Raw genomic sequence first — 24,659 nt, forward strand, 5'->3', positions numbered from 1 at the left:
CGTCCCCGGCGGCGGGCCGGACCCCCGGCCCTTCCGGGCCCGGCCCGCCGTCCCCCCGAGAACCCCTGAGAGGCCCCCATGCGCGGCAAGACCGCTGCCCCAGGTCCCGACCGGTCCACCGCACCTTCCCCAGCCCGTTCCCCAGCCCGTTCCACGGCCCGCTCCGCCGTCGCCGTCTCCGTCGCCGCTCTGATCACCGCCGCGGCGCTGTTCGGGGCCCTCGCCCCCAAGGCAGCCGCGGTGGAGGGGCCGCTCATCAACAACATCAGCGTCGCTCTCGGGTAGGCCCGGCCCCGCGATCAGGCACACTGGACGTTTGGCCGAGCCGTCGTCCGGCCGTACGCACGCGAAGGGGTGCCGCCCGTGAATGGTCCGCTGATCGTCCAGTCCGACAAGACCCTGCTCCTGGAAGTCGACCACGAGCAGGCCGCCGACTGCCGTCGGGCGATCGCGCCGTTCGCGGAGCTGGAGCGGGCGCCGGAGCACATCCACACCTACCGGGTGACCCCGCTGGGCCTGTGGAACGCGCGGGCGGCGGGCCACGACGCCGAGCAGGTCGTGGACGCGCTCGTCGAGTACAGCCGCTACCCGGTGCCGCACGCGCTGCTGGTCGACATCGCCGAGACGATGGACCGCTACGGCCGCCTCACCCTCTCCAAGCACCCGGCGCACGGCCTGGTCCTGACGACCACCGACCGCCCGGTGCTGGAGGAGGTGCTGAAGTCGAAGCGGATCGCCCCGCTGGTCGGCGCCCGCACCGACGCCGACACGGTGGCCGTGCACCCCTCCGAGCGCGGGCAGATCAAGCAGACGCTGCTGAAGCTGGGCTGGCCCGCCGAGGACCTCGCCGGGTACGTGGACGGCGAGGCGCACCCCATCGAGCTGGCCGAGGACGGCTGGACGCTGCGCCCGTACCAGAAGCAGGCGGTGGAGAACTTCTGGCACGGCGGCAGCGGCGTCGTCGTGCTCCCCTGCGGCGCGGGCAAGACGCTGGTCGGGGCGGGCGCGATGGCCCAGGCCAAGTCGACGACGCTGATCCTGGTCACCAACACCGTCTCCGCCCGGCAGTGGAAGCACGAGTTGGTCAAGCGCACCTCGCTGACCGAGGACGAGATCGGCGAGTACAGCGGTACGCGCAAGGAGATCCGGCCGGTCACCATCGCCACCTACCAGGTGCTGACGACCCGCCGCAAGGGCGTCTACCCGCACCTGGAGCTGTTCGACTCCCGGGACTGGGGCCTGATCGTCTACGACGAGGTGCACCTGCTGCCGGCGCCGGTCTTCAAGTTCACCGCCGACCTCCAGGCCCGGCGGCGGCTCGGGCTGACCGCGACCCTGGTGCGGGAGGACGGCCGCGAGTCGGACGTCTTCTCGCTGATCGGTCCCAAGCGCTTCGACGCGCCGTGGAAGGAGATCGAGGCGCAGGGCTACATCGCGCCCGCCGACTGCGTGGAGGTCCGGGTCAACCTCACCGACGCGGAGCGGCTCGCGTACGCCACCGCCGAGGCGGAGGAGAAGTACCGCTTCTGCGCGACGACCGACACCAAGCGGAAGGTGACGGAGGCGATCGTGCGGCGGTTCGCCGGGCAGCAGATCCTCGTCATCGGCCAGTACATCGACCAGCTCGACGAACTGGGCGAGCACCTGGGGGCGCCGGTCATCAAGGGCGAGACGTCCAACGCCCAGCGGGAGAAGCTCTTCGAGTCCTTCCGGCAGGGCGAGATCAGCGTGCTCGTCGTGTCGAAGGTGGCGAACTTCTCGATCGACCTGCCGGAGGCGACGGTCGCCATCCAGGTGTCGGGCACCTTCGGGTCGCGGCAGGAGGAGGCCCAGCGCCTGGGCCGGGTGCTGCGGCCGAAGGCCGACGGCCACCAGGCGCACTTCTACTCGGTCGTCGCCCGCGACACGCTCGACCAGGACTTCGCCGCCCACCGCCAGCGCTTCCTGGCGGAACAGGGCTACGCCTACCGGATCATGGACGCGGACGAGGTCCTCGGCTGACGCTCAGCGGCGGCGGACGCCGGCCTCCTCGCCGTACTCGCCGAGGATGACCACGTCGAAGGCGGCGCCCGCGAACACCCTGACGGCGCGCAGGGTGTCACCGAGCCGGTGCCGGTGGCTGCCGGCCACGGGCGTGGCACCGGACGCGCGGCCCGGTGCCGGGGCGGGGGAGATGGTTGCTGCGCTCATGTCTCCATGGTGCGACCGCCACCCCCCGACCGGCATCGGTCTGCGGACCCAACCCGCACCCGCCTGCGCTACGACCCTGGGTGGAGCGCATCCCCCGGAGCGGATGACGTGATCCCCTAGGGGTCGGCCGCGGGGCGGAGAAAAACGGTTGGCCCGCGCCGCACCCGCTCCCCTACAATCTCCGCTCTTGCCCGCCTCCCCACGGAGTGCCGCCGTCCGGACGGAAACCGGACGGTTCGTCGCGCGCCGACAGCGCGCCCACCGCACCGCAGGTCATCCGGAGGCACCCCCTTGTCCACGCCCGTCCACGACGACCCCCTCTCCAAAGAGCGCTCCCACCTGGCCGCGTCCCGTTCCGCGCTGCGCGCCATGCGCGAGGACGTCGAGTCGCTCGACATCACCGACGTCACCGCGAACTGGGTCAACGCCGCCGTCCTGGAGAGCCAGATCGAGCAGCGCATCAAGGCGCTCGCGGACCTCAGCGAGACCCCGCTGTTCTTCGGCCGGCTCGACTACCTGCACGCCCCGGGCGCCGAGCAGGCGGAGGGCGGGGAAGGGGAACGCTTCTACGTCGGGCGGCGGCACGTGCACGACGCGGACGGCGACCCGATGGTGATCGACTGGCGGGCACCGGTCTCCCAGCCGTTCTACCGGGCGTCGAAGAAGGACCCGCAGGACGTCTCGCTGCGCCGCCGCTTCGGCTACACCGGCGGGGACCTGACCGCGTACGAGGACGAGCACCTGCTCGACCCGGCCGAGGCGGCGGCCACCAGCAGGCTGCTCCAGCAGGAGATCGAGCGGCCCCGTGTCGGACCGATGCGGGACATCGTGGCGACGATCCAGCCCGAGCAGGACGAGATCGTGCGCGCCGGGCTGGCCGGCTCGGTCTGCGTGCAGGGCGGTCCCGGCACCGGGAAGACCGCCGTCGGCCTGCACCGCGTCGCCTATCTGCTGTACGCGCACCGCGAGCGCCTGGCCCGCACGGGCACGCTGGTCATCGGCCCGAACCGGTCCTTCCTGCACTACATCGAGCAGGTCCTCCCGGCGCTCGGCGAGCTGACGGTCCGCCAGGCCACCGTCGACGACCTGGTCGCCCATGTCGAGGTGCGCGGCACGGACGAGGCGGCGACGGCGGTGGTCAAGGGCGACGCGCGGATGGCCGAGGTGCTGCGCCGGGCCCTGTACTCCCACGTCACCCCGCCCACCGAGGGCGTCGTCGTGGTGCGCGGTTCGCGCCGCTGGCGGGTGCCGGTGCACGAGCTGGAGGAGATCGTCCGCGAGCTGCTCGCCCGGGACATCCGCTACGGCGCCGCCCGTGAGGCGCTGCCGCAGCGGGTCGCGCACGCCGTGCTGGTGCAGATGGAGCGGGCGGGCGAGGCGCCGGACGACCGGGTGCAGAACGCGGTAGCGCGCAACGCCGCCGTGAAGGCGCTGGTGAAGTCGGTCTGGCCGCAGGTCGACCCGGCCAGGCTGGTCCTGCGTCTGCTCGCCGACGCGGACTTCCTCGCCGAGCACGCCGGGGGGATCCTCACCGAGGACGAGCAGAAGGCGGTGCTGTGGGCGAAGCCTGCCCGCTCGGTGAGGTCGGCCAAGTGGTCACCGGCCGACGCCGTGCTGATCGACGAGGCGAGCGACCTGATCGAGCGCACCCATTCGCTCGGCCACGTGGTCCTGGACGAGGCGCAGGACCTGTCACCGATGCAGTACCGCGCGGTGGGCCGGCGCTGCACCACCGGCTCGGTGACCGTCCTGGGCGACCTGGCGCAGGGCACCACGCCGTGGGCGACCCGGAGCTGGGCTCAGGCGCTGGGGCACCTGGGCAAGGGCGAGGCGGTGGTCGAGGAGCTGACGGCCGGTTTCCGCGTGCCGACGGACGTCATCGCGTACGCCTCCCGGCTGCTGCCGCACATCGCGCCGGGTCTGACGCCGGTGGCGTCGATCCGCGAGAACCCGGGGTTCTTCGACATCCGTACGGCCCCGAACGGAGTAGCCGACGTGCTGGGGGCCTGCCGTGAGCTGCTGGAGCGGGAGGGCTCGGTCGGCCTCATCGCCGCCGACGCGCGGGTGCCGGAGCTGGCGGCGGCCCTGGCGGCGGCCGGGATCGGCCACGTCGGCCCCGGGGAGGAGACCACCCACGCCACCCGCCTGACCCTGGTCCCGGCCTCGCTGGCCAAGGGCCTGGAGTACGACTACGTGGTCCTGGACGAGCCCCGGGCCGTGGTCGACGGCGAGCCGGACGAACGGACGGGGCTACGGCGCCTGTACGTCGCGCTGACCCGTGCGGTGTCGGGCCTCATCGTGACCCACGCGACGGAACTGCCGCCCCAGCTCACCTAGTTGCGGGCAGTCGCCCGCCGCTGCCGCGGGCCGTCATGCGGCTGGGGCGGCACGGGTGGGCGCACGGCGCGGGTGCACGGCGCGGGTGCACGGCGCGGGTGCACGGCGCGGGTGCACCGCTCAACCCCCGAGCACCCGCCGCCACTGCGAAACCGCCTCCGCCGACACCGGCCCCTCCCACCCGGACGGGCGCGCCGCGCCGCCGATGTGGAAGCCGTCGATGCCCGCGTCCAGGAGCCCCGGCACGTGGTCCAGGCGCAGGCCGCCGCCGACCAGCAACTGCTGCTCGTACCCCTGCTCCCCCCGCCGCCGCGCCTCCGCGAGCAGCACGTTCAGGCCGTCGTCCACGCCGCCGGCCGCCCCGGCCGTCAGATACGTGTCCAGGCCCGGGAAGTCCGCGAGCTGCTTGCGCAGCGCGTCCCGGTTCGCGGCCCGGTCGATCGCGCGGTGGAAGGTCCACCGGCACCCGTCCAGCACCTGGGCGATCCGCTCCACCGCGCCGAGGTCCACGTCGCCCGCCGCGTCCAGGAACCCCAGCACGAACTGCGTGGCCCCGGCCTCGCGCAGCTCACCGGCGACGCGGGTCAGGCGCTCGACGTCACCGGCGGCGAACCCGTCGGCGAGCCGCAGCATCACCCGTACGTCGATGTCGACGGCGGCGCGGATCGCGGTGACGGTCGCGGCCGACGGGGTGAGTCCGTCGGCCGCCATGTCGGTGACCAGTTCGAGGCGATCCGCGCCTCCGGCCTGGGCGGCGACCGCGTCCTCGACGTCGAGGGCGATCACCTCCAGGACTGCACGCTTGCTCATGGGACCCCATTCGTCGGCCGCTACAGGTCTAGTCCAATCCAAGACTACGCCCCCACGGCGGACCCGGATGCCCGCGCCGCCGCTCAGTCGCCGAAGATGTTCAGCTCCGCCGCCTCCACCCCGGCCAGCTCGTACGCCGGCGCACCGGCCGCGCCGGCCGCGCCGTCCAGGGGGCGGCCCGCGTAGAGCCGCAGGAGGGTGGGGCCGTCGCCGATGAACCGGCCCGGCGGACGCTCACCGCTCGCCCCGCCCAGCTTCAGCGGCTCGTCGAGGTCGTCCAGGTCGGCGTGGAGCGGCAGGTGACCGCGTGCCCGGGTGATCGTGCCGAGCAGCGCGAGTGCCTCCGGCAGCCCGCGCCCCGCGTACGCCCCCGGCTCGCCGAAGGCGACCCGTACATCACCGGCGTGCACCCACTCGCCCAGCGCCACCGCGTCCAGCCTGCCGTCCGAGCGCGCGATCACCGGCCCGGCCTCGGTCATGCCGCGCTCCAGTTCGTCGACGACCCGGGCGGTGCTCCAGTCGGCGCGCTCGGCGATGTCGCGGTCGTTGCACTCGGGCGAGAAGACGCCCTTCTCGAAGCGTTTCTCCACCACCCGGATCAGTGCGCTGGAGCAGTGCGCCAGCGTGTCGCGCACGGTCCAGCCCGGACACGCGACCACCGGCAGCGCGAAGTCGGCGTCGGGACGGGAGCGCAGCAGCGGCACCAGCTCGTCGCGTTCGAGGGCCAGCAGCCGGCCGGGCCGCTCGGGGTCGCGTACGTCGTGCAGGTCTGCGGGAGTCGTCATGGACTCCACGTTAGGGGCCCAGCAGGTCCTTGAGTTCGGCCTCGAAGAGAAGTGCGGGGTCGAAGCCCATGCCGGTGAACTGCCCGGCGAGTTCCAGGGAGAGCACGCCGTGCAGCCGGGACCAGAAGGACAGGGCGCGGTGGAGGACCGGGGCGGGCACCGGACGCTCCCCCGCCCACTGCCGGTGGGTGTCGAGGTGCGCGTCGAACGCCCCGTCAACCCCGTCCGACGACGGCCGTGCGGCACAGGCGTCGAGGATGACCGCCATGGTCTCGGCGGCGATCTCGGTGATGTCGTCGGGCGCGTGGTAGCCGGGGACGGGGGTGCCGAAGATGAGGAAGTAGCGCTGCGGGTCGGCCAGGGCCCAGGCGCGCAGGGCGTGCGCGAGGCCGGCCAGGTCGGCGCCCGCCCCGGCCGCCGCCCGCAAGGTGTCGGCCTGGCTGCGGTAGGCGTCCCGGATGAGTTCCGTGATCAGCTCGTCGCGGCCGTCGAAGTACCGGTAGAGCGCGGGCCCGCTCATGCCCATCCGCTTGGCGATCGCGTTGAGGGAGAGCGCCGAGGCCCCCGCCGTGGCGATCTGCTCCCAGGCGTGTTCCTTGATCTCCGCGCGCACCTGGGTGCGGTACCGCTCGCGCGGGGTGCTGGTGCGCGCCTGTGGCATGGTCCGTCCGCCGCCTCTCGGGTCCCGCCCGGCCGCCCGGCCGGGGACGCGGGCACTTTGGTTAGAAGCTATCACGAACATTATCTGGAAGAATGCACCCATGGCCGACCTCGACGCCCTGCGTTCCCGCTTCGCCCTCGCCATGGCGGGAGCCACCGCCCCCGGTACCGGCCCCGCTGCCGCCCCCGCACCCGATCCCGCCCCGTACGCGGACGACCTGCTCGCCCGCTGGCAGGAGCCCCAGCGGCGCTACCACACCCTGGCGCACCTCACCGCGGTCCTGGACCACGTCGACGTCCTGGCGGCGCACGCCGACGACGTGGACGTCGTACGCCTCGCCGCGTGGTTCCACGACGCCGTCTACCGGCCCGACCGGTCCGAGAACGAGGAGCGCTCGGCCCGGCTCGCCGAGCGCGCGCTGCCCGAGGCCGGGGTGCCGGCGGGGAAGACCGCCGAGGTGGCCCGGCTGGTGCGGCTCACCGTCACCCACGCGCCGGCCGACGACGACCGGGACGGGCAGGTGCTGTGCGACGCGGACCTGGCGGTGCTCGCCTCGCCGCCGTCGGCGTACGCGGCGTACACGGCGGCCGTCCGCGAGGAGTACCACTTCGTGCCGAACGACGCCTTCCGCGAGGGCCGGGCCGCGATCCTGCGCCAACTGCTCGGCCTGCCCAGCCTCTTCCACACCCCGCACGGACGGCGCGCGTGGGAGGCGACCGCCCGCCACAACCTCGCCGGCGAGCTGGAAATGCTGTCGCTCCCCGACACCCCGGGCCTCTAGCCTGCCCCGCATGCGAACACTGGGCGGGGAACAGGTGGAAGAGGCCGTGGCGGAGGCCGTGGCGCTGCTGCGGACGGCGACGGACCGGGACTGGGAGGCGACGCCGGGCGGGGGGCCGCAGTGGAGCCCCCGGTACACGGCCGAGCATGTCGCCGGCGTCCTCCTCGCCTACGCGGGCCAGCTCGCCGGACGTGCCACCGAGGCGTGGGTCCCCTTCGAGATCACCCTGGACGAGGGGACCGGCAACGAGGACGTGCTCCAGGTGGTGGAGACGGCCGGCGCGCTGCTCGCCGCCACCGTGCGCACCACCCCCCGCGAGGTCCGGGCCTTCCACCCGTACCCCTTCCGCAGCGCGGACCGCGAAGGCTTCGCCGCGATGGGGATCACCGAGGTGTTCCTGCACACGTACGACATCGCCGAGGGTCTCGGGCTGGGCTACGAACCGCCCGCCGAGCGGTGCGCGGACCTCCTCGCCCGGCTCTTCCCGCACGTGCGGCCCGGCGCCGATCCCTGGCGCACCCTGCTGTGGGCCACCGGCCGCGGCGACCTGCCGGGGCGGGCCCCGGTCACCGAGTGGCGCTGGCGCAACAACCTGGTGATCCCGGCCGAACGGCTCACCCTCCAGGGCGTCACGCCCGCCGCGGCCGCCGATCTCGTCGCGGGCGGCGACGGCGGCTTCGCGTGGGTCGGCGGCGGCCCCTTCCAGGGCACCCGGGACGCCGCCGGAATGCTGCTGAAGGCCTATGAGACGGGGGTCCACCGCCCGGTGTGGGGGGTCTTCGTCCTCGTCCGGCGCGAGGACGGGCGCGCGGTCGGCGGCATCGGCTTCCACGGGGTGCCGGACGAGGAGGGCCGGGTGGAGATCGGCTACGACCTGGTCGAGGCGGCCCGGGGCAACGGCTACGCGACCGAGGGTCTGCGCGCGCTGTCCGCGTGGGCGCTGGCACGGGAGACGGTGACGGCCGTGCGCGCGACGACCGAGCCGCACAACACCGCGTCGCAGGCCGTCATCGCCCGCGCCGGGTTCGTCCGGATCGCCGCGGAGCACTCCGAGGGCGGTGCAGGCGGTGAAGGCGGCGAGGGCGCCGGGCAGTTCACCTACGAGCTGCGCGGCTGAGCACCCGGTGCGCCGCGGAAGTCCCCCTTGCGGCGGCGCAGTCCCGCCCCGTGCAGCAGCCGTACGACCTCGCGGCTGCTGACCTCCAGCGCGCCGGCGGACACCGCGTCGGTGTACCGGTGGGCGGGCAGGTCGTAGTGGTCGCGTTCGAAGGCGCGGCGCGGCACGCCCAGGGCCTGGGCGAAGGCGTGGAGTTCGGCGTAGGAGACGTCGCTGACCAGGTGGGACCAGAGGCGGCCGTGGCCCGGCCAGGTCGGCGGGTCGATGTAGAGGGTCATCGGCGGGTCCTCACGAGGGGGCGCCGCCGGTGGCCGCGCCCAGCGAGCCGACGGCCGCGACCTTCACGCCGGCCTTGCCGCACACCCAGTGCGGGTCGGGGCCCAGCTCCGGCTCGACGTCCAGCGCGTGCGGGTCGCCGGAGCCGCACACCGGGCACAGCGGCCAGCGGCCGTACCGCTCCAGCAGGGCGTCCTGCACGTCCTGGGCGACCAGCCCGGCCACGAACTCCGCGCCCTCGGGCCACTGCTCGACCCACCAGCGCCGCTGCACGACGGACTCCTCGACCAGCGAGACGACGTCCGGTTCGGCGACCTCGCCCGCCACCAGGTCGGCGAGCACGAGGGCGCGCGCGGCGTGCAGCGCCTGCTCCAGGGGGCTGATGGGGTTCATGCACCCATTGTGCGCACTCTTGACCCGCGGACCGAAACGAAAATATCTTTCACGAGTGACCCATGAAGTGAAGGAAACTTTCGCGAGTGCCTCCGGGGGCCGCCGTGCCGCCGGGGGCACGAGCGCACCGCCCGCGCCCGCCGCCCTCGCGGCCAAGGTCCGCACCCTGGCACCGTCGATGACCCGGTCCATGCAGCGGGTCGCCGAGGCCGTCGCGGGCGACCCGGCCGGCTGCGCGGCCCTCACGGTCACCGGCCTGGCCGAGCTGACCGGCACCAGCGAGGCCACCGTCGTACGCACCGCCCGGCTGCTCGGCTACCCCGGCTACCGCGACCTGCGCCTCGCGCTCGCCGGGCTGGCCGCCCAGCAGCAGTCCGGCCGCGCCCCCGCCATCACCACGGACATCGCGGTCGACGACCCGATCGCCGACGTGGTCGCCAAGCTGGCCTACGACGAGCAGCAGACCCTCGCGGACACGGCCGCCGGTCTGGACACCGTCCAGCTCGGCGCGGCCGTCGCCGCCCTGGCCGCCGCCCGGCGCACCGACGTGTACGGCATCGGCGCCTCCAACCTGGTCGCCCAGGATCTCACCCAGAAGATGCTGCGCATAGGGCTCATAGCCCACGCCCCGGGCGACCCGCACCTCGCCGTCACCAACGCGGTGCAGCTGCGCGCGGGGGACGTGGCCCTGGCGATCACGCACTCCGGCTCGACGGGGGACGTCATCGAACCGCTCCGGGTCGCCTTCGAGCGGGGCGCGACGACCATCGCCATCACGGGCCGCCCCGACAGTTCCGTCACCCAGTACGCCGACCACGTGCTGACCACGTCCACCGCCCGGGAGAGCGAGCTGCGGCCGGCGGCGATGTCGTCGCGGACCAGTCAGCTGCTGGTCGTGGACTGCCTGTTCGTGGGGGTGGCGCAGCGGATCTACGAGTCGGCCGCGCCGGCTCTGGCGGCGTCCTACGAGGCGTTGGCGCATCGGCACGGGGCGCTCCGCGCGGGGGCGGGGGCGGGGGACCGTAGGGCTTGATCATTGTGGGCGGCTGCGGGCCGAGTGTGGCTGGCCGCGCCCACGCGGCGGAGCCGCACATCGAAACAGACCCGCGCCGCTGGGTCGGTACAGGCATCGCACGTCGAAAAGGGCCGCATTCCTATGACCTCCACCCCCCATCACCCCGATCTGCGTTTCCAGTTGGAGACGTTGGCCACCGAGGCGTTCCGGCCGGAGCTGGCCGAGATCGATCAGTTGCCGACGCTCGACATCGCACGGCTGATGAACGCCGAGGACACCACCGTGCCCGCCGCCGTCGCCGCGCGGCTGCCCGAGATCGCCGCCGCCATCGACGCCGTGGCCGCCCGGATGGCGCGCGGCGGGCGGCTGGTCTACGCGGGCGCCGGTACGGCCGGCCGACTGGGCGTGCTGGACGCCTCGGAGTGCCCGCCCACCTTCAACACCGACCCCGGGCAGGTCGTCGGCCTGATCGCGGGCGGCCCGGACGCCATGGTCACCTCGATCGAGGGCGCCGAGGACTCCCCCGAGCTGGCCCGCGCCGACCTGGACGCCCTCGCGCTGACCGCCGACGACACGGTGGTCGGCGTGTCCGCCTCCGGCCGCACCCCGTACGCCGTCGGCGCCGTCGAGTACGCCCGCTCGCTCGGCGCCCTGACCGTCGGCCTCGCCTGCAACCGGGGCAGCGCCCTGGCCGCCGCCGCCGAGCACGGCATCGAGGTGGTCACCGGGCCCGAGCTGCTCACCGGCTCGACGCGGCTGAAGGCGGGCACGGCGCAGAAGCTGGTCCTGAACATGCTGTCGACGATCACGATGATCCGGCTCGGCAAGACGTACGGGAATCTGATGGTGGACGTCCGCGCCTCCAACGAGAAGCTGCGGGCCCGCTCGCGCCGTATCGTCGCGCTCGCCACCGGGGCCGCCGAGGACGACATCGAGCGCGCCCTGGCGGCGACCGACGGCGAGGTCAAGCATGCCGTCCTGGTCCTGCTGGCCGACGTGGACGGCCCGACGGCCGCCCGGCTGCTGGGTGAGTCCGGCGGCCACCTGCGGGCGGCGCTGGCGGCGGCGCTCGGGTGACCGGCCCACCGCCGTCGGCCCGGCCGGGGGACCGGGGCCGTCCGCGCCGTGTGCGATTCTGAATGACATGAACCACGCCCAGCTGACCGCCCTGGGCCGCGCCCTGCGCCTCCTCGGTGAGCACGGCGAGGCCCTGACCGCCGACACCCCGGAGGCCAAGCTGCACGAGGTCCGCGCGGACCTCAAGCGTGCGCTGGACCAGCTGGAGGAGAGCGTCACGACGGCGGCCCCCAGCACCCGCTGCCCGGAGCACCCGAACGGGCCGGTCGACAAGGCCGCCCCCGACCTGTGCCTGCTGTGCGAGACCCGCCGCCGCACGGCCCGCCGCGCCGAGTACAACGGCGGACCGCTGCCGGCCCGGCCCGCCGAGCCGGTCCAGTCCCGTTACGGCGTCCGGGGCGACCGGCCGCAGCCCCAGCAGCGCTGGCTGCCCGAGCAGTGGACCGGCCAGGCGTGGCAGCTGTGCGGCACCCCGCGCCGCGACCGCCGGGAGGCCGAGCTGTACATCGCCGCCCAACTGCGCGGCCCGCACGCGGCGATGGCCTACCGCCTCGTCCACGAGTTCACGGACTACGAGGTGCTGCGGGTGTGGGGCACGCCGGTACGGGTGGACATCGAGCCGATGGGCGGCGTCTGACGTGGTGAGACGGAACGACCAGCGGCGCGCGGCCCTCGTCGACGCCGCGATCGAGGTGCTGGCCGCGCAGGGCGCCCGGGGCCTGACCTTCCGGGCCGTGGACACGGAGGCCGCCGTCCCGCCCGGCACCGCGTCCAACTACTTCGCCAACCGCGACGACCTGCTCACCCAGGCGGGCGCCCGGGTCTACGAGCGCCTGCACCCCGGCGAGGCCGCCCTCGCGCGCCGGCGCACCGCCCCTCGCGACCGGGACACCTACGTACGGCTGATGCGCGAACTGGTCGACCGCGTCGCCTCGTTCCGCACCGGCTACCTCGCCCTGCTGGAGCTGCGCCTGGAGGCCACCCGGCGCCCCGAGCTGCGCGCGGTACTGACCGAGCGCGTCCGCGAGGACGTCGCCGCCAACGTCGCCCACCACGAGGCGTCCGGCCTGCCCGGCGACGCCACGGCCGTCAAGCTGCTGATCCTCGCCCTGAACTGGCTGATCGTCGAACAGCTCACCCTGCCGGACGTGTTCAGCGAGGAGGAGCGGGAGCAGCTGGTGACGGCCGCGGTCGAGCGCATCGTGCCTGACGAAGCGCCCTAGCGTCGTGCGCTCTCGCGGTTCGTCCGGTGCAGCCGCGCCTTCAGCACCTCCTCCGGCTTCGCCACGGCCACCGACGCCCGCGGGCAGTCCCACTCCCGGCCCCCGGCGACCGGCCGCAGCTGCACACTGCCGCCCACGTGGCCCATCACCTCCCCCACCCGCCCGTCCCTCGCGTCCACGGCATGCGTGCCGACGGCCGGCCGCTCGCCCCGCACCACCGACGCCAGCCGGTCCGCGACCCGTACGTTGCACCGCCCCAGGTCGACCAGGGCGAACGGCTCGTCACTCGCGCCGGTCACCGGATCGACGCACAGGGACGGCAGTACGACACCGGCGCCCACGAGGGCCTGGCGCAGGGATTCGACGACTTCCTCGGTCGACCGCACCCTTCCTCACCTCCACGCTGAGTTCGTGATTCGCGACACAGCGTGTCCGTTCCGCCCCTAACCTGGCCATACAGGGCGCTCCAACAATCCCTGCTGTGCGACCGGGAGTTCCGTCACCATGCCAGGACCCAAAGACCTCGACCCGTCCTCGTCCCCCCGCGCCCTCCTTGGCGCCGAGCTGCGCCACGCCCGCGAGAAGTCCGGCCTGAGCCAGGAGGAACTGGGCGCGCGGCTGTTCGTCAGCGGTTCGTTCATCGGGCAGTTGGAGTCCGGCACGCGCCGGATGCAGCCGGATTACGCCCGCCTGCTGGACGACGTCCTGGGCACGGAGGACTTCTTCGCACGGAACTGTGCGGCGTCGGCGAAGTCGAAGTATCCGGAGCACTTCGCGGAGGCGGCGGAGGCGGAAGGGGCGGCCAGGGAGATCAAGGAGTATGCGTCGATGCTGATTCCCGGCCTCCTGCAGACACCCGCCTACGCGCGGGCCGTCTGCCGCGCCTACCAGCCGACTGCGGCCGACGCCGTGATCGACGGGCTGGTGACCGCGCGGATGGAGCGGGCCCGCCTGCTCGCCGATCCAACAAGACCCATGTTGTTTGCGGTCATTGACGAGTCAGCCTTGCGTCGCTCGACCGGCGGCCCCGAGGTGATGGCGGAGGCTCTGCTCCATCTCGCGCGCCTGATGCGAGAGAACCGGGTCATCGTGCAGGTACTGCCCTTCGAGGCGGGAGCGCATCCGGCCATGCAGGGGTGCGTGAAACTGATGGACTTCGCGGACGCCCCTTCGCTGGTCTACCTGGAAGGCGTCGGCACCGGCCGGGTCGACGACGATCCCGCCACCGTGGGGCGCTACCGCTTCTACTACGAACTCCTCATGGTCGCCGCGCTCTCGCCGGCCAACTCCCTGTCCTTGATCGAGAAGCTGGCGCAGAATTACGCGCATGGAGAGCACCCCTGAGTACGATTGGTACAAGTCCAGTTACAGCGGCGGAAGCGGCGACAACTGCCTCGAGGTCGCCACCGGCATCCCTACCGCCGTCCCGGTCCGGGACTCGAAGAACCCGGCCGGACCCTCCCTCCGCTTCCACGCCGGGGCATGGTCGGCCTTCGTCGACGGAGTCAGGCGCGGCGGCGCCTCAGGCCCAGGTGGACGGTGACCACAGTCAGCCCCGCCACGCCGTACGCCAGCCACAGGCCGCCGGTCCAGTAGTCCCGCCCCGCGTCCGCGTCCTGCGCCTTCCTCTGCTGCGCGTACGTCCGCGTGCCCGCCGAGCGGCCGTCGGCGAAGTCGTACAGGTGGCAGGTCTCGCCCGGCTTCATGGGCCCGGAGCGCTCCGCGTCCCCGTACTCCTCGATGATGCCGTCGCACTGCGGCGTGCCGTCGGCGGTCGCCGCCTGGGTGAGGAAGTACACGCCGACGACGACCGGTACGGCGAACAGGCCGAGCAGGAGCCCCCGGAAGCTCACGCCTCTGGGTCCACCAGCGGCAGCGAGGCGAACTCGTAGCCCTCCCACAGGCGTCGGGACGTCTCCTCCGGGTACGGCGCGACGGTGGGCTCGGCATCGAAGACCCGCACCAGGCGCCGCTCCAGGTCGTACACGGGCCAGCCCGGGTCACCGGTGCGGGCGAAGGCCGTCCAGGAGGCGCGGAAGCGGGACGACAGGGCCAGCGCCTCCTCGGACGGCTCCGCGCCGGCGAACTGGATCAGCGCCAGGTCCGACTGGAAGGTGCCGAAGAGAAGCGGGATGTCCAGGGCGTGGCAGGCACCCAGGGCGCCGCCGAAGGCCGGTGCGGGCCAGGTGAGTTCGTAGACGCGGGCCCGGCCGCCGCCCGCGAGGTGGGCCTCGGCCAGGTGGAGGGACGGCATCGCGAACAGCCAGTCGGTCTGGACGTGTTCGTAGAGGTCGTTGGCCGACGCGTCCGGGAACGCCGTGCGGTAGGCGGCCTCGCCGCCCGGGGCGTACAGGCGCAGGGCGGCGCTCGCGCGGTCCTCGTCGATCTTGCCCAGCTTGCCCGCCATCAACGTGAACAGGCGGTTCTCGTCACGGTTGTGACCGACCAGCAGGTCCACGTCCCGGGACGCGCCGGAGGCGAGTGCCTGCCACGGCGTGGCGGGGAGGAACTCGCCGTCCACGACGGGCGCGTACGGGGTGATCGTGGGCGCCGCCTGGCCCCAGCGGGCGACCTTGCCCGGCATTTTGGGGGCGAGGGCCTGTCCGGCCTTGACGAGCTGGTCCGGGGCGAGGCCCGAGAGGTCGGCGACGGTCGGGCGCAGGCCCACCTCGGCGGCGAGGGCCCCACCGATGTCGGCGGCGAGTTCGGGGGAGAAGAACGTGCCCGGCACGCTCTGGGCGACGGCCCGCCGGAAGAGTCCGGCCGCGCGGGGCATCGCCAGCAGCGAGGCCACGGAACCGGCGCCGGCCGACTCGCCGAAGATGGTGACCTGGTCGGGGTCGCCGCCGAACGCGGCGATGTTCTCCCGCACCCAGACCAGCGCGGCCACTTGGTCGAGCAGCCCCCGGTTGGCGGGGGCGTCCTCGATGTGGGCGAAACCCTCCATGCCGACGCGGTAGTTGAGGGTGACGACGACGAGGTCGCCCTCGGCCGCGATGCGGCGGGCGTCGTAGGCGGGGTTGCCGGAGTGGCCGAGTTTGTAGGCACCGCCGTAGATCCAGACCATGACCGGGCGGTGGGCGGCCGGGTCGGGGTCGGGGGTCCAGACGTTGACCGTCAGCCAGTCCTCGCCCCCGGGGGTGTCCGGGGGGCCGGCGGTGCCCGCGGCGCCGAGGTCCTGCGGGGGCGGCGGACCGAAGGCGAAGGCGTCGCGCACGCCGTCCCAGGGGCGCGGGCGGCGCGGGGCGGCGAACCGGGCGTCCCCCACCGGGGGTTGGGCGAAGGGGATGCCGCGGAAGACGGCCAGGCCGCCCTCGGTCCGGCCGCGCACCGCGCCGCCGGAGGTGCGCACCACGGGTTCCACTGACTCGTCGGGTCCAGGGATCGTCATCCACCGGACCCTACGCCGTGGTGCGCACCGCGCTCAGCTGAGGGTCTTCAGCGATGCCGCGTCGTACGGGGCGAGTTCGTCGAAGCGGCCGGCGAGGACCTTCTCGGCCCACTGCGGGTCCTGGAGCAGCGCGCGGCCGACGGCGACGAGGTCGAACTCGTCGCGCTCCATGCGGTCCAGGAGGTTGTCCAGGCTGCGGACCGGGGCGCCCTCGCCCTGGAACGCCCTGTTGAAGTCGCCGTCCAGGCCGACCGAGCCGACGGTGATGGCGGTCCTGCCGGTGAGCTTCTTGGTCCAGCCGGCGAGGTTGAGGTCCGAGTCCTCGAACTCGGGCAGCCAGTAGCGGCGGGTGGAGGCGTGGAAGGCGTCGACCCCGGCCGAGGCGAGCGGGGCGAGGACGGCCTCCAGCTCCTGGGGCGTCTCGGCGAGGCGGGCGTCGTAGGCCTCCTGCTTCCACTGGGAGTAGCGGAAGAGCACGGGGAAGTCCGCGGAGACGGTCTCCCGTACGGCGGCCACGATCTCGGCGGCGAACCTGGTCCGGGACACGGGGTCGCCGCCGTAGGCGTCGGTGCGGCGGTTGGTGCCGGACCACAGGAACTGGTCGACGAGGTAGCCGTGGGCGCCGTGGATCTCCACGCCGTCGAAGCCGATGCGCTCGGCGGCCGCGGCGGACTCGGCGAAGGCGCCGATGACGTCGTCCAGGTCGCGCTGGGTCATCGCGGTGCCGGTGGGCTCGTCCTCGCCGATGCGCAGGCCGGACGGGCCGACGGCGGGGGCGTCCGGGAAGGGCTGGTCCCCGGCCTTGCGGACCATGCCGATGTGCCACAGCTGCGGCACGATCGTGCCGCCCGCCGCGTGCACCGCCTCGGCGACCCTCGCCCACCCGGCGAGCTGCTCCTCGCCGTGGAAACGCGGGACGCGGTCGCTCTGCCCGGCCGAGTCGTGGCCGACGTAGGTGCCCTCGGTGACGATCAGCCCGACTCCGGCGGCGGCGCGGCGGGAGTAGTACGAGACCACGTCCTCGCCGGGGACGCCGCCCGGGGAGAACATCCGGGTCATCGGAGCCATCGCGATGCGGTTGGGCACGGTGAGGCCGTTGATGGTGGCCGGGCGGGCGAGCAGCTGGGCGGCGCGGGTGGCGGCCTCGGCGGGGGTGACGGTCACGGGGGGCTCCTGTAGTGGGTACCGTTCGGTATGTGCGCGCGCATTTAACGCACTCCCACGGGAACGGGTCCGCCCCGCCCGACCATTCCGCCCCGCGCCCCGATGTGGTCCTGGACACAGCGGAAGGGGGCGGCACTTCCCGCGGGGCGGGCACGCCCGAGGGCGGCACCCCCCTCTCGGGGAGTGCCGCCCTCGGTCCGTACGGGACGATCGATCAACCGGAACCGGTCGATCAGAAGTCCATGTCACCGCCCGGCATGCCGCCCGGGGCGCCCGCCGCGGCGGCCTTCTCCGGCTTGTCGGCGATGACGGCCTCGGTGGTGAGGAACAGCGCGGCGATGGAGGCGGCGTTCTGCAGGGCAGAGCGGGTCACCTTCGCCGGGTCGATGATGCCCTCGGCGATCATGTCGACGTACTCACCGGTCGCGGCGTTCAGGCCGTGGCCGACGGTCAGGTTGCGCACCTTCTCGACGACGACGCCGCCCTCGAGGCCACCGTTGACGGCGATCTGCTTGAGCGGGGCCTCCAGGGCGAGCTTCACGGCGTTGGCGCCGGTCGCCTCGTCACCCGTCAGCTCCAGCTTCTCGAAGACCTGGGAGGCCTGGAGCAGGGCCACGCCACCACCGGCGACGATGCCCTCCTCGACGGCCGCCTTGGCGTTGCGAACGGCGTCCTCGATGCGGTGCTTGCGCTCCTTGAGCTCGACCTCGGTGGCGGCACCGGCCTTGATGACGGCCACGCCGCCGGCCAGCTTCGCCAGGCGCTCCTGGAGCTTCTCGCGGTCGTAGTCCGAGTCGCTGTTCTCGATCTCGGCGCGGATCTGGTTGACCCGGCCCTGGACCTGGTCGGCGGAGCCGGCGCCGTCCACGATCGTGGTCTCGTCCTTGGTGATGACGACCTTGCGCGCGCTGCCCAGCAGGTCCAGCGTGGCGTTCTCGAGCTTGAGGCCGACCTCCTCGGAGATGACCTCGCCGCCCGTGAGGATGGCGATGTCGCCGAGCATGGCCTTGCGGCGGTCGCCGAAGCCGGGGGCCTTGACGGCGACGGACTTGAAGGTGCCGCGGATCTTGTTGACCACCAGGGTCGACAGGGCCTCGCCCTCGACGTCCTCGGCGATGATCAGCAGCGGCTTGCCCGACTGCATGACCTTCTCCAGGAGCGGCAGCAGGTCCTTGACGTTGCCGATCTTGGAGTTGGCGATCAGGATGTACGGGTCGTCCAGCGACGCCTCCATACGCTCCATGTCGGTGGCGAAGTACGCCGAGATGTAGCCCTTGTCGAAGCGCATACCCTCGGTGAGCTCCAGCTCCAGACCGAAGGTCTGGGACTCCTCGACGGTGATGACGCCTTCCTTGCCGACCTTGTCCATGGCCTCGGCGATGAGCTCGCCGATCTGGGTGTCGGCGGCGGAGATGGAGGCCGTGGAGGCGATCTGCTCCTTGGTCTCGACGTCCTTCGCCTGCTCCAGCAGGGCGGCGGAGACGGCCTCGACGGCCTTCTCGATACCGCGCTTCAGGGCCATCGGGTTGGCACCGGCCGCGACGTTGCGCAGGCCTTCCTTGACCAGGGCCTGGGCGAGGACGGTCGCCGTGGTCGTACCGTCACCGGCGACGTCGTCCGTCTTCTTGGCGACTTCCTTGACCAGCTCGGCGCCGATCTTCTCGTACGGGTCCTCGAGCTCGATCTCCTTGGCGATGGAGACACCATCGTTGGTGATCGTGGGGGCGCCCCACTTCTTCTCGAGGACGACGTTGCGGCCCTTGGGGCCGAGCGTCACCTTGACGGCGTCCGCGAGCTGGTTCATGCCGCGCTCGAGGCCGCGCCGCGCCTCCTCGTCGAACGCGATGATCTTGGCCATGTGAAGTGGTCCCTCCAGGACTGGGGGTGATTCCTTCGGACCGCGCCCGCGCCCGCGACGGACGGCTCGCCTGCCTTGTGGTTCCTTCCCCACCCGGCCTGCGGGCCTCACCGACCCGGTCCTTCGTTGTCACTCTCACCTTCAGAGTGCTAACGCAATGATTAGCACTCGCCCCCATCGAGTGCAAGCGCCTGTCGGGATCGGGCCCGCCGCGTCAGCCACCCGCGAACAGGCCGAAGGGCCCGTACCCAGCGGGTACGGGCCCTTCGGATGAAGACCGGGTGCTGCGGCGGCCGCGCGTCTCAGGCGCTGAGGCGAACCATGTCGGCCTGCGGGCCCTTCTGACCCTGCGAGATCTCGAACTCGACCCGCTGGCCTTCTTCGAGGGTGCGGTAGCCGTCCATCTGAATCGCGCTGTAGTGGACGAAAACATCCGCACCACCGTCGACCGCGATGAAGCCGTACCCCTTCTCCGCGTTGAACCACTTGACGGTGCCCTGAGCCATGCCTAACTCCCCTATTACTGGCCCTTGCACAGATCCGCACTTCGCGGACCCGGGTCAGACCTCGCCCCCTCACGACTGGGGGCGTGCGCCGGAACGCGTCGACCGCGGCTGAATGTATCTGCCCAACTGCCGTCTGCAACAGGTCAGTCGGACGAGAAATCTGGACGCGCCCGGTCCGGAATGTGGCGAGAATTCGCCTGAATTCGGGTCAAGTCGGGTCACGCAAAGGGAACATAAGCCGCAGAATACGCTCGCACTTTGGCTACTTCTTGTCGGGCGGGCGGCAGGAATCAACGGTTCCCGTTGTGCCGATCGGGAGCGCGTTCCCCAACTCTACCGCGCTCAATCCCATGGAATTGCCCCCTCCGTTTCTCTTACGGAGAGGGCAATACGCACTACAAGGTGTGTCTGCGGTGGATCTACGCCCGCGTCAGCCGCCGGCGACCGCCGGGATGATCGAGACGCCCGCGCCGTCCGGCGTCGCAGTCTCCAGGCCCTGCTCGAAGCGGACGTCGTCGTCGTTGACGTAGACGTTGACGAAGCGGCGCAGCTTGCCCTGGTCGTCCAGGACACGGGCGGCGATGCCGGTGTGGTTCTTCTCCAGGTCGGAGATGACCTCCCCGAGGTTGGCGCCGTCGGCGCTCACCTCGGCCTTGCCGCCGGTGTAGGTACGCAGGATGGTCGGGATACGAACGGTCACGCTCATGCGAGGCCAGCCTCTCGGAAGGAGTCCAGGTTGGGACGGATCGTGGCGGTGAGGCCGGTGCCGGCCACCGCGTCCAGGGTCTTCAGGCCGTCACCGGTGTTGAGGACGACCGTGGTGAGCGACGGGTCCAGCACGCCGTTCTCGATCAGCTTCCTCGTGACGCCGACCGTCACGCCGCCCGCCGTCTCGGCGAAGATGCCCTCCGTGCGGGCGAGCAGCTTGATCGCGTCCACGACCTGCTCGTCGGTGACGTCCTCCACGGCGCCGCCGGTGCGGCGGGCGATGTCGAGGACGTAGGGGCCGTCGGCCGGGTTGCCGATGGCCAGCGACTTGGCGATGGTGTTCGGCTTCTGCGGGCGGACCACGTCGTGCCCGGCCTTGTACGCCGTGGAGACCGGCGAGCAGCCCTCGGCCTGCGCGCCGAAGATCTTGTAGGGCCTGTCCTCGACCAGGCCGAGCTCGATCAGCTCCTTCAGCCCCTTGTCGATCTTCGTCAGCTGGGAGCCGGACGCGATCGGCACCACGATCTGGTCGGGCAGCTTCCAGCCGAGCTGCTCGCAGATCTCGTACGCCAGGGTCTTGGAACCCTCGGCGTAGTACGGCCGCAGGTTGACGTTGACGAAGCCCCAGCCCTCGCCGGCCGGGTCGCCGATCAGCTCGGAGCAGAAGCGGTTCACGTCGTCGTAGTTGCCCTCGATGCCGACCAGCTCGCCGCCGTAGACGGCGGCCATGACGACCTTGCCCTGCTCCAGGTCGTGCGGGATGAACACGCAGGAGCGGAAGCCGGCCCGGGCGGCGGCGGCGCCGACGGCACCGGCGAGGTTGCCGGTGGAGGAGCAGGAGAGCGTGGTGAAGCCGAAGGCGCGGGCGGCCTCGATGGCCTGGGCGACGACGCGGTCCTTGAAGGAGTGCGTGGGGTTGCCGGAGTCGTCCTTGACGTACAGCCCGCCGGTGACGCCCAGCTCGCGGGCGAGGTTGTCGGCCTTGACGAGCTTGGTCCAGCCGGGGTTGATGTTCGGCTTGGTGGCGACGTCGGCCGGGACGGGCAGCAGGGGGGCGTAGCGCCAGATGTTCGCGGGGCCCGCTTCGATCCGCTTGCGCAGCTCTTCGGTGTCGTGGGCGGAGAAGTCGTAGGCGATCTCGAGGGGGCCGAAACACTCCTCGCAGGCGAAGACCGGTCCGAGCGGGACCCGGTGACCGCACTCCCGGCAGCTCAGGGCGGCGGCGGGGCCGAGGTCGACCGCGGGCTTGGTGGAGTTCGTGGTGCTTTCGGCAGTCTGCACAGCCATGGAGGCGAGGCCCTTTCTCCTCATCTTCCTCACGACGCATCTCGCCGTGAGACGGATTTGGCACCTTCCCTAGCCGGGAGCCCCGCCACGTCTGTGTGACAAGAGCCGGCTGGAGGGTTGCCGGGGCTTCATCGGGCCGTATCCCTCTGCCCCTCTGGATGAGCGGTATGAAGTTGTTCTTCTGTTCTTCGCCGGTACGCGCGGCGACCCCGGCATGCGGCGGTCCCACGCGTTGTTCAAGACTGTAACCGACGGCCATGACGGTTGAGATAGTCGTCCGTACCGCGAGATGGATCACAAAGGAGCCCCGGGACGTGCTGGAAGAAGTCGAGCGCTGGCTGGACGCGCGCTCCTGGTCGGCCGGTGACCGCCCCGTCCAGCGGCTTCTGGCCGCCAAGCACGCCACCGGGCAGTCGGTCAGCGTGGTGCTCCCCGCCCTGGACGAGGAGGCGACGGTCGGCGACATCGTCACGGTGATCCGGCGGGAGCTGGTGGAGCGGGTCCCGCTCGTCGACGAGATCGTGGTCGTGGACTCCGGGTCGAGCGACCGTACGTCCGAGGTGGCCGCGGCGGCCGGCGCGCGCGTCGTGCACCGCGACGCGATCCTCCCCCGCCTCCCCGCCGTGCCGGGCAAGGGCGAGGTGCTGTGGCGCTCGCTGCTGGTCACCGGCGGGGACATCGTCTGCTTCGTCGACGCCGACCTGCGCGAGTTCTCCGCCGACTTCGTCTCCGGGATCGTGGGCCCGCTGCTCACCGACCCGGACGTGCACCTGGTCAAGGCCATGTACGACCGTCCGCTCGGTGCCGCCCCCGGCCAGGGCGGCCGGGTCACGGAGCTGATGGCCCGGCCGCTGCTCAACATGCACTGGCCGCAGCTGGCCGGTTTCGTCCAGCCGCTGGGCGGCGAGTACGCGGCCCGCCGCTCCCTGCTGGAACGGCTGCCCTTCCCGGTCGGCTACGGCGTCGAGCTGGGCATGCTGGTCGACGCGCTGCACCTGGTGGGCCTGGACGCGCTCGCGCAGGTCGACGTGGGGGTCCGCGTCCACCGCCACCAGGACGGGCGGGCGCTGGGCCGGATGGCCGCCGCGATCTACCGCACCGCCCAGCTCCGCCTGGCCCGCGGCCACCTGGTCCGCCCGGCCCTCACCCAGTTCGAACGGGGCGTCGACGGCTTCGAGCCGCGCACCTACGCCGTGGACACCGAGGAACGGCCCCCGATGGCGGAGATCGCCGAGTACGCGGCCCGCAGGGTGGCGTGACGGCGGGATGCGTGACCCGATCGCCGTCCGGGTGACACCGGGGAACGTTTGAGGTCCGAGGGGCCGGGCTAGGTTGAGGCGTATGGCTTCAAGCTTCGGTGCTGCTCAGGTGCTGGTCGCCTCCAACCGGGGGCCCGTCTCGTACGAGGTGCGGGAGGACGGGTCGCTGCACGCCAAACGGGGTGGTGGCGGGCTCGTCTCGGGGCTGTCGGCCATCGGGCCCGACGCCGGTGCGCTGTGGGTGTGCTCGGCGCTGGGAGACGGCGACCGCGAGGCGGTGCGGCGCGGGGTCGGCGAGGACGGCGTACGGATGCTGGACGTACCGGCCGACGTGCACGCGGACGCGTACAACGGGATCGCCAACTCGGTGCTGTGGTTCGTGCACCACATGCTCTACCAGACGCCCCTGGAGCCGGTCTTCGACGCGGAGTTCCGGCGGCAGTGGGCCTCCTACGAGGCGTACAACCGGGCCTTCGCCGAGGCGCTGGCCGAGGAGGCCGCCGAGGGCGCGGTCGCGATCGTGCAGGACTACCACCTGACGCTGGTGCCGGGGATGCTGCGCGAGCTGCGTCCCGACCTCCGGATCGGCCACTTCTCGCACACGCCGTGGGCCCCGGTCGACTACTTCCGGCTGCTGCCGGACGACATCGCCGAGCGGGTACTGCGCGGGATGCTGGGCGCCGACCGGCTCGGCTTCCTCACCCGTCGCTGGGCCGACGCGTTCACCGCCTGCTGCGACGCCGTGGTGGGCGGGCTCGGCGGCACGGAGATCGGCGTGCACGGGCTGGGCGCCGACGGGGACTTCCTGCGCGCGCGGTCGCACGAGGCGGACGTCGAGGAGCGGATGGCGGACCTGCGCGAGGAGATCGGCACCGCGCCGGACGGCGGCGCGCGCCGCACCGTGGTGCGGGTGGACCGGACCGAGCTGTCCAAGAACATCGTGCGCGGGCTGCTGGCCTACCGGGAGCTGCTGGCGGGCCGGCCCGAGTGGCGCGAGCGGGTCGTGCACGTCGCGTTCGCCTACCCGTCGCGGCAGGACCTCGCCGTGTACCGGGACTACACGGATGAGGTGCGGCGGGTCGCGGAGGCGGTCAACGAGGAGTTCGGCACCCCGGGGTGGACGCCGGTCGTGCTGAATCTGAAGGACGACTTCGCACGGTCGCTGGCGGCGTACCGGCTGGCGGACGTGGCGCTCGTCAACCCCGTCCGGGACGGGATGAACCTGGTCGCGAAGGAGGTGCCGGTCGTCTCCGAGACGGGGTGCGCGCTGGTGCTGTCGCGGGAGGCGGGGGCGTACGAGGAGCTGGGCGAGGACGCGGTGGTGGTGAACCCCTACGACGTCGTCGGGACGGCGGACGCCCTGCACGAGGCGCTCTCCCTGCCGGCCGGGGAACGCGCCGAGCGGTCGAAGCGGCTCGCGGCGGCCGGTACCGCGCTGCCCCCGGCGCGGTGGTTCCTGGAGCAGTTGGACGCGCTGCGGGGCTGAGGGTCTGAGGGGGCTGAGGCGGGGCTACTTGTCCTGGACCGGCGGGCAGGTGCCGGTGTCCTCGCCGATCGAGTTGATCTCGGCGTTCGACCTCGGGTCACCCGCGTAGTCCACCTGGTCCGTGCACTTCTCCCCGTCCTGCTTCGGGGTGCCGGACGGCGTGCCGCCCGACCGGACCGGCGGGCAGGTGCCGGTGTCCTCGCCGATCGAGTTGATCTCGGCGTTCGACCTCGGGTCGCCCGCGTAGTCCACCTGGTCCGTGCACTTCTCCCCCGTGCCCCGGTCCGGCCGCGTGCCGCCGTCGGCGGGGGTGGCGCTGGGAGTGGCGGTGGGGG

At 72.7% G+C, this 24,659-nt stretch carries 27 protein-coding genes, 1 pseudogene and 1 riboswitch; of the genes and pseudogenes, 13 read left to right on the top strand and 15 right to left on the bottom strand.

From position 1 onward, the window contains the following. The first annotated feature begins 78 nt into the window (after positions 1 to 78). Together IE94_RS0120130 and IE94_RS0120135 are read left to right on the top strand one after the other, a co-directional pair. The gene (locus IE94_RS0120130; protein WP_030186250.1) at positions 79 to 285 is read left to right on the top strand and encodes a hypothetical protein; all 207 of its coding nucleotides are present in this window, start codon (positions 79 to 81) and stop codon (positions 283 to 285) included. A gap of 78 nt (positions 286 to 363) precedes the next feature. Continuing rightward, positions 364 to 2,001: a DNA repair helicase XPB gene (locus IE94_RS0120135; RefSeq protein WP_030186253.1), complete on the top strand. Its 1,638-nt coding sequence runs from the start codon at positions 364 to 366 to the stop codon at positions 1,999 to 2,001. A gap of 3 nt (positions 2,002 to 2,004) precedes the next feature. Here the strand turns inward: IE94_RS0120135 and IE94_RS0120140 are convergent, their stop codons facing one another. Beyond that, a complete protein-coding gene (locus IE94_RS0120140; RefSeq protein ID WP_030186255.1) occupies positions 2,005 to 2,190 on the bottom strand; it encodes a hypothetical protein in 186 nt (61 codons plus the stop codon). A gap of 291 nt (positions 2,191 to 2,481) precedes the next feature. On the opposite strand from IE94_RS0120140, the gene IE94_RS0120145 reads away from it, so the two are divergent. After that, positions 2,482 to 4,527, top strand: coding sequence for a HelD family protein (locus IE94_RS0120145; protein ID WP_030186257.1), 2,046 nt, complete (start codon positions 2,482 to 2,484; stop codon positions 4,525 to 4,527). A gap of 120 nt (positions 4,528 to 4,647) precedes the next feature. Here the strand turns inward: IE94_RS0120145 and IE94_RS0120150 are convergent, their stop codons facing one another. The 3 genes from IE94_RS0120150 to IE94_RS0120160 all read right to left on the bottom strand — a co-directional run bounded on the left by IE94_RS0120150 (position 4,648) and on the right by IE94_RS0120160 (position 6,783). Continuing rightward, entirely contained in the window at positions 4,648 to 5,337 is a 690-nt protein-coding gene (locus IE94_RS0120150) for a copper homeostasis protein CutC (RefSeq protein ID WP_030186259.1), read from the bottom strand. An 83-nt stretch (positions 5,338 to 5,420) separates the two neighbouring features. Continuing rightward, positions 5,421 to 6,122, bottom strand: a complete 702-nt coding sequence (locus IE94_RS0120155; RefSeq protein WP_030186262.1) for a maleylpyruvate isomerase family mycothiol-dependent enzyme — start codon at positions 6,120 to 6,122, stop codon at positions 5,421 to 5,423. A 10-nt stretch (positions 6,123 to 6,132) separates the two neighbouring features. After that, a complete protein-coding gene (locus IE94_RS0120160) occupies positions 6,133 to 6,783 on the bottom strand; it encodes a TetR/AcrR family transcriptional regulator (protein ID WP_030186263.1) in 651 nt (216 codons plus the stop codon). A gap of 100 nt (positions 6,784 to 6,883) precedes the next feature. On the opposite strand from IE94_RS0120160, the gene IE94_RS0120165 reads away from it, so the two are divergent. Both IE94_RS0120165 and IE94_RS0120170 read left to right on the top strand, forming a co-directional pair. Further along, complete coding sequence (locus IE94_RS0120165) at positions 6,884 to 7,564, top strand: HD domain-containing protein (protein ID WP_030186265.1); 681 nt, start codon at positions 6,884 to 6,886, stop codon at positions 7,562 to 7,564. 10 nt (positions 7,565 to 7,574) lie between these two features. Then, positions 7,575 to 8,681 (top strand): GNAT family N-acetyltransferase, encoded by a 1,107-nt coding sequence (locus tag IE94_RS0120170; RefSeq protein WP_106977923.1) that lies wholly within the window; start codon positions 7,575 to 7,577, stop codon positions 8,679 to 8,681. On the opposite strand, the gene IE94_RS0120175 is transcribed toward IE94_RS0120170, so the two are convergent. Together IE94_RS0120175 and IE94_RS0120180 are read right to left on the bottom strand one after the other, a co-directional pair. Then, positions 8,663 to 8,959 carry a DUF4031 domain-containing protein gene (locus IE94_RS0120175; protein WP_030186267.1) on the bottom strand — a complete coding sequence of 99 codons (297 nt, stop codon included), beginning with the start codon at positions 8,957 to 8,959 and terminating at the stop codon, positions 8,663 to 8,665. The genes IE94_RS0120170 and IE94_RS0120175 overlap by 19 nt on opposite strands. 10 nt (positions 8,960 to 8,969) lie before the next feature. Continuing rightward, entirely contained in the window at positions 8,970 to 9,350 is a 381-nt protein-coding gene (locus IE94_RS0120180) for a hypothetical protein (RefSeq protein ID WP_030186269.1), read from the bottom strand. A gap of 55 nt (positions 9,351 to 9,405) precedes the next feature. Here IE94_RS0120180 and IE94_RS0120185 point away from each other — a divergent pair, with 55 nt between their 5' ends. The 4 genes from IE94_RS0120185 to IE94_RS0120200 all read left to right on the top strand — a co-directional run bounded on the left by IE94_RS0120185 (position 9,406) and on the right by IE94_RS0120200 (position 12,665). Further along, complete coding sequence (locus tag IE94_RS0120185) at positions 9,406 to 10,383, top strand: MurR/RpiR family transcriptional regulator (protein ID WP_030186271.1); 978 nt, start codon at positions 9,406 to 9,408, stop codon at positions 10,381 to 10,383. A 123-nt stretch (positions 10,384 to 10,506) separates the two neighbouring features. Continuing rightward, the gene (gene murQ / locus IE94_RS0120190; RefSeq protein WP_030186273.1) at positions 10,507 to 11,442 is read left to right on the top strand and encodes an N-acetylmuramic acid 6-phosphate etherase; all 936 of its coding nucleotides are present in this window, start codon (positions 10,507 to 10,509) and stop codon (positions 11,440 to 11,442) included. Between the two features lie 67 nt (positions 11,443 to 11,509). Continuing rightward, positions 11,510 to 12,079, top strand: a complete 570-nt coding sequence (locus IE94_RS0120195; protein ID WP_030186276.1) for a hypothetical protein — start codon at positions 11,510 to 11,512, stop codon at positions 12,077 to 12,079. Between the two features lies 1 nt (position 12,080). Next, the gene (locus IE94_RS0120200; protein ID WP_030186277.1) at positions 12,081 to 12,665 is read left to right on the top strand and encodes a TetR/AcrR family transcriptional regulator; all 585 of its coding nucleotides are present in this window, start codon (positions 12,081 to 12,083) and stop codon (positions 12,663 to 12,665) included. Here the strand turns inward: IE94_RS0120200 and IE94_RS0120205 are convergent. After that, on the bottom strand, positions 12,662 to 13,051 hold the full coding sequence (locus IE94_RS0120205) for a hypothetical protein (protein ID WP_030186278.1): 390 nt from the start codon (positions 13,049 to 13,051) through the stop codon (positions 12,662 to 12,664). The genes IE94_RS0120200 and IE94_RS0120205 overlap by 4 nt on opposite strands. Positions 13,052 to 13,169: 118 nt before the next feature. On the opposite strand from IE94_RS0120205, the gene IE94_RS0120210 reads away from it, so the two are divergent. Both IE94_RS0120210 and IE94_RS35855 read left to right on the top strand, forming a co-directional pair. After that, the gene (locus IE94_RS0120210; RefSeq protein ID WP_030186280.1) at positions 13,170 to 14,009 is read left to right on the top strand and encodes a helix-turn-helix domain-containing protein; all 840 of its coding nucleotides are present in this window, start codon (positions 13,170 to 13,172) and stop codon (positions 14,007 to 14,009) included. Further along, positions 13,993 to 14,208 (top strand): DUF397 domain-containing protein, encoded by a 216-nt coding sequence (locus tag IE94_RS35855; protein ID WP_037923028.1) that lies wholly within the window; start codon positions 13,993 to 13,995, stop codon positions 14,206 to 14,208. The genes IE94_RS0120210 and IE94_RS35855 overlap by 17 nt, the downstream gene beginning before the upstream one ends. Here IE94_RS35855 and IE94_RS0120215 read toward each other — a convergent pair. The 7 genes from IE94_RS0120215 to thrC all read right to left on the bottom strand — a co-directional run bounded on the left by IE94_RS0120215 (position 14,171) and on the right by thrC (position 21,579). After that, the gene (locus IE94_RS0120215) at positions 14,171 to 14,518 is read right to left on the bottom strand and encodes a hypothetical protein (protein WP_030186282.1); all 348 of its coding nucleotides are present in this window, start codon (positions 14,516 to 14,518) and stop codon (positions 14,171 to 14,173) included. The two genes, IE94_RS35855 and IE94_RS0120215, sit on opposite strands and share 38 nt — an antisense overlap. Then, positions 14,515 to 16,056 carry a carboxylesterase/lipase family protein gene (locus tag IE94_RS0120220; protein WP_030186283.1) on the bottom strand — a complete coding sequence of 514 codons (1,542 nt, stop codon included), beginning with the start codon at positions 16,054 to 16,056 and terminating at the stop codon, positions 14,515 to 14,517. Before IE94_RS0120220 ends, IE94_RS0120215 begins: the two co-directional genes overlap by 4 nt. A gap of 33 nt (positions 16,057 to 16,089) precedes the next feature. Then, the gene (locus tag IE94_RS0120225; RefSeq protein WP_030186284.1) at positions 16,090 to 17,220 is read right to left on the bottom strand and encodes an NADH:flavin oxidoreductase; all 1,131 of its coding nucleotides are present in this window, start codon (positions 17,218 to 17,220) and stop codon (positions 16,090 to 16,092) included. A gap of 232 nt (positions 17,221 to 17,452) precedes the next feature. Next, positions 17,453 to 19,078, bottom strand: a complete 1,626-nt coding sequence (groL, locus tag IE94_RS0120230) for a chaperonin GroEL (protein WP_030186285.1) — start codon at positions 19,076 to 19,078, stop codon at positions 17,453 to 17,455. A gap of 302 nt (positions 19,079 to 19,380) precedes the next feature. Then, a complete protein-coding gene (locus IE94_RS0120235) occupies positions 19,381 to 19,584 on the bottom strand; it encodes a cold-shock protein (RefSeq protein WP_004929928.1) in 204 nt (67 codons plus the stop codon). A gap of 430 nt (positions 19,585 to 20,014) precedes the next feature. Next, on the bottom strand, positions 20,015 to 20,290 hold the full coding sequence (locus IE94_RS0120240; RefSeq protein WP_030186288.1) for a MoaD/ThiS family protein: 276 nt from the start codon (positions 20,288 to 20,290) through the stop codon (positions 20,015 to 20,017). Continuing rightward, positions 20,287 to 21,579, bottom strand: coding sequence for a threonine synthase (thrC, locus tag IE94_RS0120245; RefSeq protein WP_030186290.1), 1,293 nt, complete (start codon positions 21,577 to 21,579; stop codon positions 20,287 to 20,289). The genes IE94_RS0120240 and thrC overlap by 4 nt, the downstream gene beginning before the upstream one ends. A gap of 17 nt (positions 21,580 to 21,596) precedes the next feature. Next, a riboswitch (SAM riboswitch) is annotated at positions 21,597 to 21,744 on the bottom strand. Between the two features lie 149 nt (positions 21,745 to 21,893). Between thrC and IE94_RS0120250 the strand changes: the two genes are divergently transcribed. Then, positions 21,894 to 22,838: a glucosyl-3-phosphoglycerate synthase gene (locus IE94_RS0120250; protein ID WP_030186293.1), complete on the top strand. Its 945-nt coding sequence runs from the start codon at positions 21,894 to 21,896 to the stop codon at positions 22,836 to 22,838. An 82-nt stretch (positions 22,839 to 22,920) separates the two neighbouring features. After that, positions 22,921 to 24,324 (top strand): alpha,alpha-trehalose-phosphate synthase (UDP-forming), encoded by a 1,404-nt coding sequence (locus tag IE94_RS0120255; protein ID WP_030186295.1) that lies wholly within the window; start codon positions 22,921 to 22,923, stop codon positions 24,322 to 24,324. Between the two features lie 24 nt (positions 24,325 to 24,348). Here IE94_RS0120255 and IE94_RS0120260 read toward each other — a convergent pair. Next, a pseudogene (locus IE94_RS0120260) lies at positions 24,349 to 24,659 on the bottom strand (hypothetical protein); the annotation flags it as partial.

The organism is Streptomyces violaceorubidus, assembly GCF_000717995.1.
Lineage (GTDB): Bacteria > Actinomycetota > Actinomycetes > Streptomycetales > Streptomycetaceae > Streptomyces > Streptomyces violaceorubidus.